Consider the following 17,793-nt stretch of genomic DNA (forward strand, 5'->3'; position numbering starts at 1 on the left):
TCTTACCGGGCGCCCGCCAGGATTCCCTTGATTGTCCCCATGAAGAACCAAGTCCAACTGATCACCTATGCCGACCGACTCAGCGGCGGCGGCCTCCCCGAACTGCATGCCCTGCTGCGCGCGCCCCTGGCCGGTGTGTTCGGCGCGGTGCACATCCTGCCGTTCTTCCATCGGGTGGACGGCGCCGATGCCGGCTTCGATCCGATCGACCACACGCAAGTCGACGCGCAGCTCGGTGGCTGGCACGACATCAAGTCGCTCACGCAGGACGTCGACGTGATGGCCGACGTGATCGTCAACCACATGTCGTCGGACTCGCCGCAATTCCTCGACTACTCGGCCAAGGGCGCGGACTCCGAATACGCGGGCCTGTTCCTCACCTTCGACGCGGTGTTTCCGCAGCGTGCCACGGAGCGCGAGCTGCTCGGCATCTACCGCCCGCGGCCCGGGCTGCCGTTCACCCATGCGACGCTGAAGAACGGCGAACATCGCTTGCTGTGGACCACGTTCACGCCCAAGCAGATCGACATCGACGTGCACAGCCCGGCCGGGCAGCAGTACCTGCAGGGCATCCTGCGCGCCTTGAGCGACAACGGCATCCGCATGGTGCGGCTCGACGCGGTGGGCTATGCGATCAAGCGCGCAGGCACCAGCTGCTTCATGATGCCCGAGACCTTCGCGTTCATCGGCGAGTTCGCGCAGCAGGCCAAGGCACTGGGCATGGAAGTTCTGGTCGAGGTGCATTCGCACTACCGGCAGCAGATCGAGATCGCGCAGCGCGTCGACTGGGTCTACGACTTCGCGCTGCCGCCCCTGGTGCTGCACGCGTTCGCGTTCAAGACCGCCGAACGACTGAAACACTGGTTGTCGATTCGGCCCGCCAATGCGCTGACGGTGCTCGACACGCACGACGGCATCGGCATCATCGACATCGGCTCGGCCGCCGCCGACCGCGCGGGGAACCCCGGCCTGGTGCCCGACGATGAACTCGACCACCTGGTGGACTGGGTGCACGACAACAGCCGTGGCCAGAGCCGCGAGGCAACCGGCGCCGCCGCTTCCAACCTCGACCTCTACCAGGTCAACTGCACGTTCTTCGATGCGCTCGGCGGCGACGAGCGCGCCTACCTGTTGGCGCGTGCGATCCAGTTCTTCGTGCCCGGCGTGCCGCAGGTCTACTACGTCGGCTTGCTGGCCGGCGCCAATGACATGGAGCTGCTGCAGCGCACCGGCGTCGGCCGCGACATCAACCGCCGCCGCTATGCCATGGGCGAGGCGGAACGCGAACTGGACCGTCCCGTGGTGCAGGCGCTGCTGGAGTTGATCCGCCTGCGCAACACACACCCGGCCTTCAGCGGGCGCTTCGAGCTGCTGGACACCGACGGTCAGACGCTGTCGATGCGCTGGCGCCAGCGCGACTCGTTCGCCGAACTGACCCTGCACCTGGGGTCGTTGGCCCATTCGCTGCGCTACAGCGCGGAGCCCGGCGTGCCTGAGCGGATGGTGCTGTTCGGACGGATCGCCGCCGACGCGACCCTGCCATGACGCACTGACGGACTGGCTCGGGGGCTCCCCCGGCGCGAGTCGATGGGGCGGCACACCGCCCGTTGTCCGAAGGACAGCACCGATCCGATGAATTCCCCTCTGGACGCCTGGCTCACGCAGGCGTCCCGGATTGTCACGCCGGTGCTGGAAAGCCGGGGTGCCTTGCTTTTTGTTCACTCACATGACGGAGACGACATGAAACGCATCGATGGACGAAGTACCCCCGCAGCCGCCCCCGAATCCTCGGTCACCCCACTCCTGCCGCCGTCTGACCAGGCGCGCACTCGCGGCACACTGCCCCCCGGCCCCCAGGGGTTCGAGGCACGTTCGCACAGCTCGAGGTTGAGTGACAGCGCCGGCCTCAAGGCGCTGGGCTTGCAGCGCTCGCGCACCGCCTTCGCCAAGCTCGAGCGCCACAGCGGTCCGACGCTGACGCCCGAACCGTTGCCCCCCCTCGCATTGCTGGCCAGCACGCCGCATGGTGCGGTGTCCGGCGCGCGTCCTTTCGTTCAAGCCACGGCACGTGCCTCGCTGTTCGGTTTGACGGTGCCGGAGGAAACACGGCACCACGTGCCCTCCGCGGTCACCGTGTCGCGCTTGCGGCCCGCCACGGGAAGCGCCGCCAGCAGCATCACGGCCGAACGGCTCAATACCTGGCTGGCGCGGCGGCCGCCCCTGGAGAGCGATGTGATGCTCGCCGACGGCAGCCGGATCCATCGCTACAGCGCCACGGACGACCAGGCGGGCTCGGCCCGAAGCGAGGCTTTCTACACCGCGACGCCGGGGCTCGCGGCCGCCATCCTCACGATCCATCCGGAAGCCGAGGCGCGGGCGGGCACGGCGCCGTCCGCCGCGCAGATCGCCGAGCAGCTGACGGCACCGCCGCTCGGGCTGCTCACCGGGGTCTGGCCCTTGTCCGGCGGGACGAGCCTCCACCTCCACAACAATCGGCTGCACGTCTTTTCGGGGGCGGGCGCTGGCGTCGATGCGCCGGGCCAGTGGCAGGCCATCTCCATCGCACCCGTGGCGGCACAGCGCGAACGGCTGCAGATGCTGGGCCAGCAAGGTGACGGCGAGGTCTATGGGCGCGCCGGCCCCCATCTACTGCGCCTGCGGGCCGAAACGGTCGACATCCTCGAATTGCCGGGGGTGGGCGCCGAGGATGTGGTTCGCGTCGGCCCCGACAAGGTCGCCCATGCGTTGCAGGAGGGGCAGTTGCGCCGCATCGGCAACGGTGCAGCCGCGGTGCCCGAGGTGCCTCGGCCCATCGCACTTTCGCGCTGGAACGGCGCGGGCGGACTCGAGCCGAGTCCATCCCGACCGGTCGACTTCCTCGTCCACGGCCAGGCCGCGAATCAAGGGCTGATCGTGCTCGACCAGAGGGGCCGGCTGTACGAAGCACCGATGTCCGGGGATGGCCCGATCGAGGCTCGTCGCCTGCCGCTGCCCGCGTCCATGCTGCCCGCGGAGGACTGGACCGTCACCGACTTCGGCCTCGCCCAGGATGGTTCGCTGCAGGCCTTGTGCGAACACAAGGCCGGCGGCCGAGTGTCGCTGCAGCGGTCACCGGGCGCGGAGTCCCTGCAACCGGCGTTCCGGATCGACCAGCCGCTGCTCCTGGTGGCCCGCGAGGGCCTCCACGCGCCCGAGTCCGAGCAGATGGACAACCGCATCCAGTACGACGGGCATGCGGAGTTCGGCTCGCACCAGGGCATCGCGCACTATCGCGCGAGCCCCGACCACCCCTGGACGGAACTGCTCGACGCCGCGGGCAAGCCCGTGTCCGATGTCATCCGGCTGGCGAGCGGTCCGTTCGGTTTCATCGACCGCAAGCCGCTCTATGCGTTGCTCGCGGATCCGCCCGCGATCGTTGCGCTGAAACTGCAGGGGCGCACCACCGTGCTGCCGGCCCTCGACGCCGGCGCGGCCGTGGCGGGCGGCCCGCTCGCGGTTGTGCCAGCCCGCGTGGAAGCGACCACCGAACCGTTGTTCCATCTGACGGTGCCGGCGGGAGAGGTCCGGGCGTTCACGGTGGACAAGGAAGGCCATGTCTACGTGCTGGATGTACAAGGACATCTCTCCACGAACCGGCCGGCGCCCGCTTCGGCCGCCGATGTGTCGCCGGGGTCTGCACCCCTGCCCGGGCGCATCGACGCCGGGTTGCTGAGCCCGCTCGGCATCGCATTGGGGGGCGACAACCGGCTCCACGCCCTGGACCGGCAGCCGGACGGCCATGTGCTGCTCAAGCGGCTGAGCGCCGAGCAGGTGTGGGAAGAGGTGCCCATCGACTTGTCGACCGTCGCCGGCGCCAAGCCCCAGGAGCTGCGCATGTCTCGCACCGGCCAGATCGAGTTGCGGCTCGAGCAGCATGGCTGGCATGCCGTGCTGCCCGCGATGACCGATCCACGGACCGGCGGGCTGTTGCCGAGCCGGGTCGATCCGAACCCGGTCGATCCTCCGCGCGCCACGGAAGGCATCAACGCGGGCACGAACACGAGCATCGATCACCAAGGCCCGACGCGCGTGCGGCTGCCGCTCCCCACGGCACCCCAGTCGGCGAACCACAACATGGTCACGACGACCGCCCTGCTGGGCAACACCTCGACCGACCCGTTGAGCTGGACCTCGAACGCCAAGACACTGGCGCGCAACACCCGCAGCCACCTCGGTGCATTGGCCAGCGCGGCGGGCGACGTGTTCCTCGACAGTGCACGTGCCACCGGCAACGCGCTCGGCTTCACGGCGATGCGTGCAAGCCAGTACGAACGGCTCAAGGGCCACTTCCATGCCGCCGACCAGGCACACCAGGCGCTCGGCGCCCTGCTGGCCGACGGCGGCGACTCGTTGGCCCGGCATGCCGGGTCGGCACGGTCTCCGGCCGACCTGCCGTTGCCCCCGCAAGACCAGGCGCAGCTCGTCGCGCTCCGCGAACAGACCCTGCAACGCCTGCTCGCCGATCTTCGCAAGATCGGCTTCGAAGAGCGGGCGCTGGATCCGACCTTCGCCGCGAAGAAAGACACCTTCAGCGCGACCACCGTGACCTACAAGGCGGCTGAAACCGTGCGCAGCGCGGGCCGCAGGCTGCAGGAGGGCCTGAGCGACCTGACCGGCCGTTCGAACGACTTGCTGCCCGTCCTGGCAGACGCCTTCTCGCGGATCGACCCCTCCGAACAGCAGTCACCGGGTCTCAGCCCGCTGGAACGCGGCATGGTCGAGGAGATCCACCGGACGCTGGCACAGTTGGGCGAAGCCGGTGTCCGGCTCGCCACCCGCCCCGCCCCCGCCGCGAGCGCCGACGAAGCCACCCGCGACCGCCGCGACAACCAGGCGATCCGCACGGCCAGCATCTCGCACTTGCTGGTGACCTATGACCAGTTGCTGCAGGCCGCCGGCCCCGACGATGTCGCCGCGGCCCAGGCTCGGATCGAGGGTCCCGGACCGCACCGGCTGTCCCACCTGGGCCTGTCCTCCTGGATCGACCTGGAGGCTTTCGACGAAGTGGCCTCGACCTTCCGCGATGACATGTCCACGCCGCACTCGGCGCGGCGCCAGCAGTTGCTCAAGAGCATGGGTTTGCCGGCCGATGCTGCGCCCGACCAGATGGCCGCACGCATGTCGGCACTGCTGCAAGATCTCTACAACCGCAGCACGTTCTTCTCGACCAGGATCGACGGCATCGCGCTGGGCGGACGGGCTGGCCACACCGATTGGGAAGATTGGAGCGCGCTGCCCATGTCAGCCGGCGGCGAGGCAATCCATGCGCTGGGGGTCGAGCGCATCGGAGACTCCAAGGATGGCGATGCCGGGCTGGTCGCCTTCTTCGTGCGCCATGCCAGGGGCAGCGGCTCCGTCAGTGCCGGCCCCAACTTCGACCTGAAGCCCGGCAAGGGTGTCGGGGAGCATCTCCATCCGTCCCACAGCGTGCGCCAGGCGGTCAAGGCGAGCTGGAACGCCAATGCCACCATCGTGCGCATGTCCGCCTCCGTGCAGCACGGGGTGGGTGCGGCGGTCCTGCTATCGCCCGAGACCATCCCCGAGTTCGCCAGGTTGCTCTTCGATGCCGGGGACTCTGACACCACCAAGCTGCTGGCGCGCGGGTGGAACGAAGGGGCCATCGGCCTGGACCTGTTCGAGACGAACCTGAACTACCTGACCGACATCGGCGCCGCAGCCAATGCGGTCGACCTGTCGAGAACCTACGGCAAGGACGACAAGAGTTCGGTGGGCTTCAGCGTCGGCGGCACGTTGCGGGCGTCGCTCAACGCGCACGCCTCGGAGATGGAGCTGCACCTCGACCATGCCTGGAACGAAATCCTGGGTCTCGAGTTCCAGGGGTCGATCGACTTTCGCGCCAGTGCGAATGCGCAGATTCGGGCCGGTGGCTTCATGGCCACGGCCTGGGACCTGTTGTCATCGTCCAGCGGTCTCGGGAACTTGCAAGTGGCCGCCATCAATGCGTCGGTGAGCGACGCGAACCTGCCGCTCGACCAGGCCGCCAGGGCAGCGACCGGTGTGTGGAACACCGTGACGGGCCGCCGGGACGAAGCACCGGTACTCGGCACCTCGACGTACAAGCGCACCCTGGACGCCCAGGCGGGCCGCAGCATCACGCCCGGCGAATGGACCAGTGCCCTCACCCGGCTCCGCGAGGCGTCGAGCGATGCGGCCGCCGAACTCGGCGATGCCGCGATGCCCGCCCTGCCCAGCGAGCGCATCGCGTTCCTCGACCGCGCCATCGCGCGTTTGCAGGGCAACGCCGCCACGGCGATCGAAGCACGCGGGGCGTTTGAAGGAAGTGCGCTTGTGCGGCAACGTGAAGATGCCCGCATCGCCACGCGGTCCGGGGCCGACGCCTTGTGGCATGTCCGCTCGAGCGTCGCACGGACACGCCTGGTCGACAGCCTGAAGGGCCTCAAGCAGCAAGAACTGTCTGCGCGCGAGCACCGGGCCCGACTGGTCCCCGGCGCTCGCGTCGAGCTGAACCTGCTCGGACGCGAGTCGCTCGACCTGCTCGTCACGCGGGCCCTCGGGCACACTGGCCTGGGCGGCAAGCTGGCCGAGGCACACGCCATCAAGGACCAGATTCCCGGACTCGCCGACGTGATGGCGCGCTTCAAGGGAATCGACAACATCAACCAGGTCCGCTTCGTCTTCGAGATGCGGCCACAAGCCCTGGCCGCCATCAATGACGCGCTGGCCTTGAAAGAACAGCAGGACGCGCTCCGGGTCGACCGCACCGCGAGCATCGCGGACGAGGAAGCGCCTGCGCCAGCCTTGGACAATGACGGCGTGCAACTCGACTGGCGGGAGGTGCTGGAGCTTGCCCGCTACAGCCCCGATCTGTACCGGCTGGCGGTCATCGCCCCTCACAACACGGATGACAACCCGAGCATTGCGAGCGTCGGCCTGCTCGGCGTCACCCACACCACCTCGGCCAGCGCATCCCACCAGCTCTTCCAGGCCGAAGTGCAGTTCCTCTACGGCATGCACGACGAGTTGGCTGGCGTCGAAGTGCTGGAGGGCGGCGCGCGTGCCTTGGACAAGGCCTTCCAACCGCTGCGCCGGGCCGGCGTGGCACCGGTGGCGTTGAGCTCGCCTGCGCCCGATGCCGCTTTCGGCCCGGCATCCCCCCGCGGCGAGCGGGTCGGTTTGGCAGAGCAGCGAAGCGCCTTCGAACAGGCGAAAGCTGCGGCCGCATCGAACATGCCGAGCTAGGGCTTGGCCGAGCGAGGCATGGGGTGGCCTCCTGGAACGATCAGTTCAGGCAGGAGGCCGCGCGCCAGGAGAACCCGGTCAACAGCGAGGCCGGCCGCACGCTGGCCCAGTCTGGTCGCGGCAACATGCCGGACCAGACGGCCGGAAACCCGCTCCTCGGGTCACTCGCAGCGGAAGCTGCTGGCGCTGTCGAGATCGGTCGCGCCGGCCCTCAGCCGAGCGACCTGCGGATACGGGCACAGCGGCCGCGTGCGGTTGGACGACCAGCCGGCCGGCACGTCCGGGTTCGCGCCCAAGGCGCTCCCGGGCCCGCGAACCTGCGCGGTCACGCTGGAGGGTGCCTGGCCCTTCTCGACCCAGTCCACCAGTGCCGGCAGCATGTCGAACTGGTCGGTGGAGGGGCCGGCGCCGCAGTGCGACATGCCCGGAACCCGGTAGTAGCGCGCGAAGTTCGAGGCGTCGCCAGCGTTGTTGGCGCGCAGGCCTTCGTACCACGCGGTGGTGTCGTTGACCGAGAAGATCGGGTCGCTGACGCCGTGATAGACCATCACCTTGGCACCGCGGTTCCTGAGCCTGTCGAGCTTGGTAGGCTCAACCGGCTGCATCAGCGAGAGGCCGGATTCGGTGTAGGTGGCGTTGCTGGCCGACACCGCGGCAATCATGTCGTCGATGGGCGTCGTCAATGCAAACGTGGCGCCGTTGAAGGTTGCCGGGTCGGCAGGCGGCGTGCTCCAGATGAGTGCCGTCGCGCCCGGGTCGATGACCGTCGACACGAAGAACTCCCAGAACGAGGAGTCGGCCGCGTTGTGCCCCGCATCGAACGGGAAGCTGGCGTAGAACTTGTTGCCAAGCGCGTCGGTGGCGCCGGAGAAGATCGGCGCGATGGCCGTCTTCTGCGCCGCGCTCAGGCAGGTGCCGTCACGCGCACCCGAGCAGGTCGGCACATCGCGCTGGAAGTCGAACGCCGCCTGGCAGGCGTTGATGTCCTGCACGATGCCGTCGGTGGCACCGTCGAGTGCGTCGCACTTGGCCACCACCTGGGCAGACACCATCGCACGCTCGACCGACGTGAACGCGGTGCTCAGGTCGGCCGGGTCAGTGGCGACAGAGGCGTAGCGCTTGGCGCCGAACTGGTTGGCGATGGCCGCCAGCGGGAGCCGGTAGCCGGGCGCGCCGGCCAGGTAGCCGTCGTACTCCTCGGGCATGCGCGTCATGGCCACGAAGGTGTGGCGGCCGCCATTGGAGCAGCCACCGAAATACGAGCGGTCCGGGGTTTTGCCGTAGCCGGCCTTGATCAGCGCCTTGGCCATGGGGGTCAGCTTGGCGACGGCCTTGTAGCCGTAGTCGAGTCGCGCCTCGTAGTCGACGCCGAAGGCGAGGTTGCCCTGGCCTTGGTGGCCAGCGTCCGAACTGATGACGGCAAAGCCCTGGGTCAGCGCCGGGCTCGGGTTCGAGCCGCCGCCGCCCAGCGCGGTCTGCACCAGGCCGTCGGAGCCACCGTTGGCTTGGTAGAAGAAGCGCCCGTTCCAGGCCTGCGGCATGCGCATCTCGAACATGATGGCGTAAGGGTTCCCGTCCATCGCGCTGGTGCGCCGGAACATCTCGCCCTTGACAAGGCAATGCGCGGCGACCGCTGCGCCCCCCCAGGTCAAGGTGCCGGCGGGCACCTCCTCGGCAGAGGCGATGGTCGTGTTGGCAAACGAGAAGCTCGATGCCAACGCAGCGCAGCTGGACAGGGTGGCGCCGGTGGCTGGGGCCAACTGAGGCAGCGCGGGACCCGAGTCGTCGCCCCCTCCACATGCTGTCACCAACAAGCCTGCGGCGGTGGACATTACCAACGCAGCGTGGCCGAAGAAGGGCTTGGGCATTCGAGTCTCCTCGTTGAGTTACATGGTCGCTTTCGGTCGAGCCGAACCGCCAATGTATTTATGATTCACAATCATCATGATGGTGGAATCCCTACCCGAGGACGAAGCGACGACGGCGCCGCTTCGAGAAGAATCGCCAGGGATCAGGTTGGCACACCTTGTGATGTTAGTTATGACTCATGCTCAATGTCTCGACCACTCCGAAGCCGCTCGGCGGCCGAAAACTTCGGCATACTGACGCCATGGCGAACGAACGCGGACGACTCACCGACCTCGGCGGCCTGAATCACGGGCAGATGCAAGGCTTGCTGGGCTATAACCTCGCGCAGGCATCGGTGACGGCGTCACTCGTGTACGAGGGGCATCTTGGCGGCCCGCTGGACCTGCGGCAGGTCGACTTCACGATCCTGACCCTGATCGGATCGAACACCGATGTCACGCTGAAGAACCTGGCCGAGGCGCTGGGCATCGCACCTTCCAATCTGACCGTGATCGTGGACCGCAGCGTCGCCAGGAACCTGGTCGTTCGCGAGCCATCCGAGGATGACCGCAGGAGCCGCCACCTGCGGCTCACTTCGTCAGGCCGAGCCTTGCTCGAAAGGGCCTGGGAGGTGGCACGGCACATGGAGTCCGCGATGCTGGCGCACTTCTCTTCGGCCGAGCGCGCCATGTTGTTCGAACTGCTCGGTCGGGTGGCGCTGCGCAGGGTGAGCGGTGAGGCGCTGGGGCCGCAGGCCGAGCGTGAACCACCTGCGCGGCCGAGTCGCGCTGACCGGCCAGGCTGACTGGTTGCGCGAAGCGACACAGGCTGCCTTCATCCTCTGCGCCCGGGCTCGGCGCCCACCATATGCCGCTGTCGGTGGCATGCACGTCGAAGGAGCACTCCCTGGTCGTCGGGTCACCAATGCATCCGCAGACCCACCGCCCCCTGCACCGAGGACTTCAGTTCCACATCACCGCCCGCGCTGAACGAACGCCCGAACTCGCCGTACAGGTCGGCAAGAGGCGTCAGTGCCAGCGTGAAGCCCGCCGCGAGTTCGACGGCGCCGTAGCCGCTCGCGCTCTCGACGCGCGTGGTCGCCGCCCCCGCGGCGACGTCGGTGAGATCGGTCCCCGCGCTCGCTTTGTAGACGTTCACGCGCGCATACGGCTGGAACAGTCCCGCGGCGCTGGGCAGGCTGCCTTTGATGCGCACGCCGAGTCGGCCGACGGTGCCACTGGCGGCGTGTTGCTGAACGCTCGTGCCGCTGACCTGCACGTCGTCGACGTGCGACTGTTGGCGGATCAGTTGCGCCTGCGGCTCGATGCGCCAGCGTTCGTTCAGCGGGAACGGTTGACCCACTTCGAGTGAGACCGCGAGGCCACTGGCCCGGCCCGATGCATCGGCGCTGCCCGTCGGCCGCAAGCTGTAGCGGTGACGGCCGGCCTGAAGAACGGCATCGGCATACAGGCCGCTCGCTTCTGCCCACGTGGCGTAGCCGCCGACGTAGCGAGACTGCACCGCGGTGCTGCCGACCGGGCCGGTGGCGCCGCGCGAATTTCCGCTCACATCCACCGCGCCGTCGAGAAAGCCGGCGTAGAGGCCGGCGCGCCAGTTGCCGTCGGCGAGCAGGTCGGTGCCGGCTTGCACGCCGCTCACATGGCCGAGACTGTGCGCGCCGACACTGCCGCCCTGGCGGATGTCGAGGTCGCTGGAGACGGCACGCGCCCAGGCGCGGCGGCCGAGGCCTGCGCCCGCCTCGTCCCCCCTGCGGCGGTGCAGGTTGCCCAGCATCGCGAGATCGGCCTGGCGCAACTGCGCCGGCAGCGCCGTCGTGAGCGGCACCTCCGCGCGATACGCGGAACGCAGATACCAGTTCTCGCCCTCCCCCACCGCATCGGCCGCATAGAGTCTGTACTCGTACGCACCCGCGTCGACATGGCCACCGGACAGCGCGAAGGCGTCCTTGCTGCCCTGGGCCGTCGTCGTGGCACCGTTGACGGCTTCGACCAGCAGGATGCCGTCGCCCGTCGTCGCCGCGCCCAGGCCGTCGACATTGCGCACCTGCAGCGTGGTGCTGCCGCTGGCCGCGCCGCCGCTGATGACGATCCGGTCCGCCGGTGAAGCCGAGCCGCCCAACGAGGCGTTCAGCTGCACCACGCCGCCCTGGCCGGTCCAGTCGCCGTTGACGGTCAAGGTCCGCGGAACAAGGGACGCACCGGGCGACTGGAAGCCGATGCGGCCGGCCAGCGTCAGCCGGCTCAGCGTCGAGTTGCCGGTCAGCGTCCAGCTGCTGGTGGCGTCGATGTTCAGCGCGGCGCGATCGACCGCACCCGTCAAGGTGGAGGCATCGCGCAAGTTCACCACGACGGCGCTGCCGGCGTCCGCTGCCATGTCGCCGCTCAGACTGCTGCGATTGGCGGTCAGCGTGAACGCGCTGTTGCCACCAACGCCCAGCAATCGGCTTCCCGCAGCGGCGGTGGCCGTGCTGTTGCTCAGTGCCAGCGCGGTGTCACCGGTGGCCCCATCCACCTGGATCAGATCGCCCGAGGCATTGCGGATGTCGAAGCCCTCGAGGCTCGCCGCCTGGTTCGCACCGGACAGGAAGCCGAGCGCGGTGCCCGCGGTGCTGATCGAGCCGCCGCCATTCGCTGAAATGCTCACGCCGTCCCGGAGAAGCAGCGCGCCGTAGCTCGTCGCATGGGTGGTGCTCAATTGCAGCGCACCAGTCGCCGTGATCGCGCCGCCCGCGTCAGCCAGCAGACCGGCCGCATAGGGTTCGAGGTTGCCACTCGGGAAGTTGGCCTGCGTCGCCGCGCCGACGTCGATGCGCGTGGTGCCGGCCAGGTTCACCTGCGAACCGGCGTCCCGCGAGGAGACGCCCGCACCATTGACACCGGTCACGTTGATCGACGTGGTCGACGACTCACCCGCATTCGCGATGCCGCCCGTCACGGCGCGGATGCCCGAACCGTTCACCCCCCTGACATCGAAAGTGGCTTGCCCGTTGTAGTTGATGCTCGCCGCGCTCGTGACCTTCAATCCAGAGGCCTGGACGCCGCTGGTTGTGAGGCTCAATGCGCCGTTCAGCGTGACCTGGGCGGACGCGTCGGCCGCGATGGCATCCGATCGTGAATCGCCCGCCACATGGATGGTCACATCGCCGTTGGCGACCAGCGCCGCACCGGCGCTGGCGCGCATGCCCGGCGAAAAGGCAGCACCGCTGCCCATCGTGAGATCGACGGTGCCATTCAGCGTGATGAGGCTGCTGTTGCCCTGCGCGAAGACCCCTTGGTTGCCCGACCCGTCCGGCAGGGTGATCGTCAGTGGCCCGCCGACGGTGATGGCCCCCCCGTCTTTCGCATGCAGGCCCAGGTTGCCCGTGCCCGTACCGGCCTTGCTGATGGTCGCGCCTGCCTGCAGATTGATCTGCGAACCGATACCGGTGGCAAAGGCGCCGACCAGGTTGCTTCGAGACAGCGGCAGCGTCAATGCATCCGCCACATGGATCACGCCACCCGTCAGCGATGTGAGCGCACCGGTTCCGTTTGTCACACCGGCGCCGGTATAGCTGCCCGAGGCCACGCAGGTCGAGCCCGCGCTGGCTTGGAGCGAGGCGCCTGCAGTCGTGTTGCAGGCCGCTTGGGCGGCGTCCGGGACCAGACCGGCCGCGAGCGCCAGCAAGGCCATCGCAGCAGCTGGGCTGAGACCGCGGCTGTCGTCAGGGTTGAAGAGTTGGCGCACGGCGCCGGCAATCGGGTGGCTGCGTGGTGGTGTCGTTCGGTGTGTGACGGCGGAGTACTGCATCTGAAATCCAATGAGGCTCTTGCGAATAGCGGTTCGCCGAGCACCGCCTTGCAGCGCTCGAGTCCGTCTGTGAATGGATTCGCAAAGCCGTGCCTTGACCGCGTTGATCCTGCGGCCGCGACCACCCAGGACGGCATTTTCGCGGGCGCATCGATCAAGGTCATGACGCTTGGATGACCGATCGCTCCCCCCGCCTCGCTCGACCGTGATGAATCTCACTGGGACTGGGAATTTCAAGACTCGGGTGGTGGCCGCATGACGCTCACCCGCGCCTGGTACCGCCGGCGCACGAATCGCCAAGCGAACCCTCAACTTGGTCCAGTGGCACCCGGCGCAACCACAGACTCCCAACGACGTTCGTAGGCGTGGCGGCGGAAATCTTCGAGCAGGAAGTCGATGAAGGCTCGTGTTTTGGCGGGGACGAGGGTGCGGCGCGGGTACACCACGCTGATCGACAGCCGCGGCAGTTCCCAATCGAGCATCACCGGCACCAGACGGCGGGCCACCAGGTCGTCATACATCACGTATACCGGCAGGGCCAGGATACCCAGACCCTGTATCGCCGCGGCGCGCAGGATCTGCGCGTCATTGGCATTCAGGGTTGGATTGGTCCGGACGACGATGATTTCGTCGCGCCGCTGGAATGTCATTTCCTCGGGGTTGTGATGCGAGTACACGAGCAATTGGTGCCCGGATAATTCGCGAGGGGTCTCCGGAATGCCATGGCACTCCAAATATGAAGGCGATGCCACCAATATCCTTCGCACGGCAGCAATCTTCCTGATGACGTGAGTCGAATCCGGCTCATATTCTCGCGCACGAATGGCAACATCGATATTGTTGTCAATGGCGTCATGGTGTTGGTTTGCAGCTATCAGTTCCACCCGTACGCCGGGATGGCGCCGGTGGAACTCTGGCAGCAATGGCGCAACGTGTCTCAACCCCAGGGACTGCGACGCCGTCACGCGCAACGTTCCCGAAGGGTGGGTCGTGGTCGCGTTCACTGCGGCGACGGCTTCGCGCATATCGTCCAGGATGGCCTTGCAACGGGCGTAAAAGCTCTGCCCGACTTCGGTCACGAAGAGTCGGCGGGTGGTGCGTTCGATGAGTCGAGCACCGAGGCGTTGCTCCAGGGTGGCCAGGTAGCGGCTCGCCGACGGGGTCGACAGGCCGAGCGCCCCGGCGGCTTTGCCCAGACTGCCCAACTCCACCACCTGGACGAAAAGCTCATATTCGGTCCAGTTGCTCATGTGATTTCTTCGGTTTGTGAAAAGATGATTTTCATTTCACCCGCTTGTTCAATATATTGACCGCCAGTAGTATTAAATCAATGTTTCAGCGCGGAGCCTCTGGTGTATCAACCAGACGCGCAACGAAACAGTGATGAAAATATCGACGGGCACACGAATCACAGCGTTGTGTTCGGGATCCGCTCGTCGTTTTTTTGCGGATTTTCCACGGCAGCCCAGAGGGGCTGGAGGTGGACGGTTCGCGGATCGGCATACCGCTTCGGCATGTTGAATTCCGACCTCGTATCAACCCAGCGCGCCGGGAGGGATGAGCCCGGGACCGTACCGATGATGCGCCACCTGCCTCTGCGCCGGTTCACCATTTTGTAATCAAAGATTCCATGAACCAAGCCACCTCCTCGACAGCAACAGGCGCGCCCCCGCCCCCGGACGCCGCCGTGCCCAAGTGGCCCACGGCGGACTTGGCGATCAACGATCGCGTTGCGCCAAGATTGCGCATCCACGCCATCGTTGGCCCGACCGGCGTCGGGAAGTCCGCCGAGGCGGAGCGTTTGGCGCGAGAGCTTCGCTGCCCCATCGTGGTTGCCGATCGCATCCAGTGCTTCGTCGACCTCAAGGTGACCAGTGCCCGAGCGACCGACTCCAAGGCGCAGGGTGTGGTGCGGTACCACTTGGCTGAGCGGCGGGTTTGCGACGGCGACATGACCGCCCGCAGTGCCGGCCAGGCGCTGACCTACATTCTTGGGGCGCTCGCCTCGAAGGGTCGTTTCGTCATCGTCGAGGGTGGATCGATCTCGCTGTTGCAGGAATTCTTCTCCAGCAACGACCTGCCTTTCGACGTATCTGTCGACGTGCGTCTCATCGGTGACCGTCAGGCGCATCGCCAGCGGTTGTTGCACCGAGCCCACCAAATGCTCTCCCCGCCCCTTGGCGGACCCGGACTCCTGCAGGAATTGGCAGCGGCGTGGCATATCGAAGCGCAAAGAGCATTCGTGGCCAGCGTCAACGGTCCCGAGGCGGTCGTGGCCTGGTGCCAACGCCACGGCATTGATCCGGCTGATCTACCGCGCAAGGGTCTGAGCCAGCAAGTGCTGGACGAGTTGGCCGAGGCCATCGCGGACGTGCACCTCGAGCACGCAGAGGACCAGGAGCGAGCGTTCTTGCAGCTCTTCCGCAATCAAGAGATCCGCCGCTTTCCCGCGGAACCACCCATGCGCGGCACGCGGGCGGCTGCACGGCGCGACGTCGAGGCGACCAAGCCGGATGCCCCTTCGCGCTTGACCGTGACGGTCTATTGCGGTTCCAGCCTGGGTCGCTCACCGGTCTACCGGGCGCAGGCAGCGGAGCTGGGACGTCGTCTCGCCGACAGCGGCTTTGACATCGTCTACGGCGGCGCATCGATCGGGTGCATGGGCGCGCTGGCCGACGGCGCCCTTCAAGCCGGTGGCCGCGTTGTCGGCGTCATCCCCAAAGCCCTGCTCGAGGTCGAGATCGGGCACCCGGAACTTACGGACCTTTACGTCGTTGACTCGATGCACGAACGCAAGGCCCTGATGGAACAACTCGCAGATGCGTTCATCGCGCTGCCTGGCGGCCTCGGGACTGCGGAGGAGCTGCTGGAAATGCTGACATGGCGGCAGCTCGGCCTGCATCAGAAGCCGTGCCTGCTGTTGGATGCCAACGGCTTCTGGACCGACGCAATTCGATCGCTGGGGCATTTGATCGACGCCGGCTTCGTCACTCGGAAAGACGTCGCCATCGCTCGCATCCTCCCGGACGCCGCGACCCTGGTTGCCACGCTGGCCGCAGAACTTTCCCGCTGAACCACGGGGCTGTACAGCCTCTTCGGCTTGGCCAGCCAATACACCACTCTTCAAATAAATCCCCACAGAATGAGCACCATCAATTCCTGGATATTTGAGCAGATGAACATATCCTCCAATGAGGATCCATCCTGTTTTGATGGCGCGGCCTGCGAGGACGAGTATGCGTGGCGCCTGGACATGTGGAGCGAGGCTGAATCGCTCGGTTTTCACGGCATATTCTTCAGCGAGCATCATTTCAGCGGCGTGCGCATGTGTCCGTCGCCCGGACTTTTGGCGGCCGCGGTGGCCGCACGGACCCGAAAGCTGCGCATTGGCATACTCGGACTTGTCCTTCCGCTATGGCAACCTTGGCGCGCCTTGGAAGAAATCGGCATGCTCGACCATTTGAGCCGCGGTCGGCTCGAGATTGGTTTGTCACGCGGCTCAAACCCGAAAGAGGCCAACGCCGTGGGCATCGCCGAAGCGGACATTCACCCGATGTACGAGGAAGCGCTCGATATCGTGGACCAGGCGTTGGGCGAGCCATTTCTTTCGCACAAGGGCCGCTACTGGTCTTTTGAAAACCTGGCTGTTCTTCCTCGACCTGTACAACAACCAGCTCCGCCCATTTGGGCAACCGTGAGAAGCATTGAATCCGCGATGGCCGCCGCAAGGCGGGGACACAGGATATGCACAGGCTTCCTGTCAACCGAAAAAGTAAAGAGCCTATTTGATGCTTACCGTGACGCAGCTGCCACTCACGGCATGCCCTACGGTGCCGACCGGATGGCCATCCGGCGCTGCATTTTCGTGGCAGAAACCGCGTCTGCGGCTGAAGAATATGCGCAGGCGGCCCGGGAACAAATGCCGTCCATTCTGCAAGAGGACACCATTGCAGGCCGCCCCGCCGACGTGGCGGAACAAATCATTGCCCAATCCCGCCGCACAGGCTCCGCCAATATCATCGGTTTTTTTGCGGGCAATCGCGCCAACAGGGCCTCCGTGCAAGCCTCCTACAGAATGTTCGGGGCCGAGGTGATCCCGGCATTGCTGCGTGCAGAAGCATCATAGAAACTCCGGGCAAGGTTGCGCCGAATTGCCCCGCATTTGCCACATCCGCCATGCCGCCACTCCCCTTGATTCCCCGCAGGTTCCGCGGTGGCGCCTCCGATGACGGCACGGAGATGGATCTGTTGCGACGCATCGCTGCYGGCGACCGTGCCGCCCTGGAAGCGCTGTACCGGTCTTACCACCGGCGGCTCGACCGTTTCCTGGGGCGCGTGACCCGGCGCGCCGACATGATCGAGGAGGTGATCAACGACACCTTCTGGATCGTCTGGCAGAAGGCGGACCAGTTTCGAGGCGACTCGCGCGTGTCCACCTGGATCGTGGGGATCGCCTACCGTTGCGTGCTGAAAACCTTGCGTCAGCATGGCGGCGATCCGCTGGAGTTGACCGAGCAGGTTGAGGCGTTGCCTTCCCTGATCGACCCGAACGCGGTCCATGAACTGCGGGACTGGGTAGCCAAGGCGCTGGACCACCTGCCGGTCGAGCAACGCGTGGCGCTGGAGCTGGCCTACGGCGCGGGCCATTCCCTGGAAGAGATTGCCGGCATCATGCAATGCGAGGTCAGCACAGTGAAGGCCCGCATGCATCACGCGCGCGTGCAGCTGCGGAACCTCCTGCCGGTGCTGGCGGGGCCGGGCCGCGCGCATGCGGAGGGAAGCGAAGATGAAAGCATCGCCGCGGCTGTCCAGCCATGACGCCATGATGAACAAGCCCCGGGTCCCAATCCGCTGAACCACGCGCCTGCAAGTCCGCAG

General features: G+C 66.8%; 9 protein-coding genes. 6 read left to right on the forward strand and 3 right to left on the reverse strand.

The features are described from left to right. Positions 1-39 precede the first annotated feature (39 nt). Both gtfA and ASC87_RS25440 read left to right on the forward strand, forming a co-directional pair. Positions 40-1,545: a sucrose phosphorylase gene (gene gtfA / locus ASC87_RS25435; RefSeq protein ID WP_056669486.1), complete on the forward strand. Its 1,506-nt coding sequence runs from the start codon at positions 40-42 to the stop codon at positions 1,543-1,545. A 195-nt stretch (positions 1,546-1,740) separates the two neighbouring features. Continuing rightward, complete coding sequence (locus tag ASC87_RS25440; RefSeq protein ID WP_157604353.1) at positions 1,741-7,260, forward strand: AvrE-family type 3 secretion system effector; 5,520 nt, start codon at positions 1,741-1,743, stop codon at positions 7,258-7,260. Between the two features lie 161 nt (positions 7,261-7,421). On the opposite strand, the gene ASC87_RS25445 is transcribed toward ASC87_RS25440, so the two are convergent. Next, positions 7,422-9,128: a tannase/feruloyl esterase family alpha/beta hydrolase gene (locus tag ASC87_RS25445; protein WP_056669492.1), complete on the reverse strand. Its 1,707-nt coding sequence runs from the start codon at positions 9,126-9,128 to the stop codon at positions 7,422-7,424. A gap of 179 nt (positions 9,129-9,307) precedes the next feature. Between ASC87_RS25445 and ASC87_RS25450 the strand changes: the two genes are divergently transcribed. Continuing rightward, on the forward strand, positions 9,308-9,913 hold the full coding sequence (locus tag ASC87_RS25450) for a MarR family winged helix-turn-helix transcriptional regulator (protein ID WP_235582285.1): 606 nt from the start codon (positions 9,308-9,310) through the stop codon (positions 9,911-9,913). Positions 9,914-10,026: 113 nt separating this feature from the next. On the opposite strand, the gene ASC87_RS25455 is transcribed toward ASC87_RS25450, so the two are convergent. Both ASC87_RS25455 and ASC87_RS25460 read right to left on the reverse strand, forming a co-directional pair. Beyond that, positions 10,027-12,915, reverse strand: coding sequence for an autotransporter outer membrane beta-barrel domain-containing protein (locus ASC87_RS25455; protein WP_082568933.1), 2,889 nt, complete (start codon positions 12,913-12,915; stop codon positions 10,027-10,029). Positions 12,916-13,223: 308 nt separating this feature from the next. Next, positions 13,224-14,165 carry a LysR family transcriptional regulator gene (locus tag ASC87_RS25460; protein WP_056669498.1) on the reverse strand — a complete coding sequence of 314 codons (942 nt, stop codon included), beginning with the start codon at positions 14,163-14,165 and terminating at the stop codon, positions 13,224-13,226. Between the two features lie 380 nt (positions 14,166-14,545). Here ASC87_RS25460 and ASC87_RS31115 point away from each other — a divergent pair, with 380 nt between their 5' ends. The 3 genes from ASC87_RS31115 to ASC87_RS25480 all read left to right on the forward strand — a co-directional run bounded on the left by ASC87_RS31115 (position 14,546) and on the right by ASC87_RS25480 (position 17,733). Then, positions 14,546-15,988: a TIGR00730 family Rossman fold protein gene (locus tag ASC87_RS31115; protein WP_082568934.1), complete on the forward strand. Its 1,443-nt coding sequence runs from the start codon at positions 14,546-14,548 to the stop codon at positions 15,986-15,988. A gap of 69 nt (positions 15,989-16,057) precedes the next feature. Further along, positions 16,058-17,041, forward strand: coding sequence for an LLM class flavin-dependent oxidoreductase (locus ASC87_RS25475; RefSeq protein ID WP_056669504.1), 984 nt, complete (start codon positions 16,058-16,060; stop codon positions 17,039-17,041). 113 nt (positions 17,042-17,154) lie between these two features. Continuing rightward, a complete protein-coding gene (locus ASC87_RS25480; RefSeq protein WP_235582286.1) occupies positions 17,155-17,733 on the forward strand; it encodes an RNA polymerase sigma factor in 579 nt (192 codons plus the stop codon). Positions 17,734-17,793 lie beyond the last annotated feature (60 nt).

The sequence above is a fragment of the Rhizobacter sp. Root1221 genome, from assembly GCF_001425785.1.
Taxonomy (GTDB): Bacteria; Pseudomonadota; Gammaproteobacteria; order Burkholderiales; family Burkholderiaceae_C; genus Rhizobacter.